Origin of the sequence: Streptomyces sp. XM83C, from assembly GCF_023072675.1 — a bacterium.
GTDB classification, from domain to species: Bacteria; Actinomycetota; Actinomycetes; order Streptomycetales; family Streptomycetaceae; genus Streptomyces; species Streptomyces thermocoprophilus.
Map to the genome: position 1 here is coordinate 1 of NZ_JALLGL010000548.1, position 1,580 is coordinate 1,580.

The window sequence follows — 1,580 nt, forward strand, 5'->3', positions numbered from 1 at the left end:
GTCGGGGCCGGGCATGGCGGGGTCGCGGAGGGTCGGACGGCGGGTGGTACCGCGCGCGGTACGGCGGAGGCGGAGGGTCCGCGGCGGACGGTGACACTCCGTCCGGTGCCCCTGCGGGAGGCCCCCTTGGGACGACTTGTAACGAAGTAGTGCCGGTTGGCGTGTGCGGCTGGATTCGGGCCGAGGTGCGCCGGTTAAACTCGCCCGGCTGTAGGAATGATCATGTTTACGGGGTGAGTTCTTCCGATGAGCGACGCCAGCACGACCCAGCCGCAGGACGCCCAGGCCGACGAGGCCCAGGTGGCCGCCGGGCACGGCAGGCACCGGGGCCCGGTCTCCACGCAGGAGACCGAGACCGCTCCGCGCGGCCGGCACCGCCGGCCGGTGGAGCAGGCCGAGACGGCCGCGGCCTGACGGAGGTCAGCACAGCGAACAGGCGGGTCCCGGTCGTCGGACGTACGGCGACCGGGACCCTTCTGTTCACGCAGGCGGACCCGCCCTGTTGCGCAGGTGGACGCACCGGCTCGTGCAGGTCGTGCGCCGCGGCCCCGTGAGGCGGCACTGCACGGCGCCGCCCCGCGACGCGTCACCCGAAGCGCACGGTCCCGTCCAGGACCGGCGTCTCCTCCCGCCCGACGGCACGCGCCACGAGCCGTACCGCACCCGGTGCTCCCGACTCACCCGATCCCGGTACGGCGTCCGGGTCGCCCTCCGGCGGCCACAGGTCCAGACTCAGGGTCTCCCCCGGATACACCACCCCGGTGAACCGCGCCCTGTACGACCTCACCCGCCCCACCTCACCGCCGAGCAGCGTGTCCACGACCGCCTTCAGCGCCATGCCGTACGTGCACAACCCGTGCAGCACAGGCCGGTCGAAACCGGCGCGCGCCGCGAACTCCGGGTCGGCGTGCAGGGGGTTGAGGTCGCCGGAGAGCCGGTAGAGCAGGGCCTGGTCCGCGCGTACCGCCCGAGTCACCGTCCGCCACGGCGGCCCTGCCGGGAGCGTCGGCCGTGCGGACGGGCCGCGTGCGCCGCCCCATCCGCCCTCGCCGCGCACGTACGTCTGCGCCTCCTCCGTCCACAGCGGTCCGTCGGTGTCGGAGACCTCGGTCCGCAGCACCAGGAGGGCCGCGTTGCCCTTGTCGTGGACGGCGGTGACCTCGGAGACGGCCGTGGCGGTGGCCCGCGTCGGCAGCGGGCGGTGGACGGTGAGCGACTGGCCGGCGTGCAGGACGCGCGCCAGGTCCACGTCCACGCCGGGCACGGACAGCGCGCGGATCACGCCCGGCGCGCCGCCGCCCGCGACGGTCGCGAAGGCGGGCAGGACATGCAGCCGGGACTCCAGGGTGTAGCGCAGATCGTCAGGACCGGCGCCGATGCCCAGGTGGTACAGCTGGACGTCCTTCTCGGCCCAGGAGATCCGGGTGGAACGGGGTTCGGCGGCGAGAATCCGGGCGGGGTCGAGAGGCATGGGACTCCTGAGGGCGAGGGACGAGAACGACCGACGCTGTCCGTGCGGGGCGATGCGGGGCCTGTGTCTTATACAAATCTCCGAGCCCCCGAGACCACGCTGCACATCG

General features: G+C 73.8%; 2 protein-coding genes. One reads left to right on the forward strand and one right to left on the reverse strand.

Annotated features, from left to right (window positions below):
* The first annotated feature begins 246 nt into the window (after positions 1–246).
* The gene (locus tag MTQ10_RS30225) at positions 247–414 is read left to right on the forward strand and encodes a hypothetical protein (RefSeq protein WP_247473810.1); all 168 of its coding nucleotides are present in this window, start codon (positions 247–249) and stop codon (positions 412–414) included.
* A 172-nt stretch (positions 415–586) separates the two neighbouring features.
* On the opposite strand, the gene MTQ10_RS30230 is transcribed toward MTQ10_RS30225, so the two are convergent.
* On the reverse strand, positions 587–1,471 hold the full coding sequence (locus MTQ10_RS30230) for a MaoC/PaaZ C-terminal domain-containing protein (RefSeq protein WP_247473812.1): 885 nt from the start codon (positions 1,469–1,471) through the stop codon (positions 587–589).
* Positions 1,472–1,580: the final 109 nt, after the last annotated feature.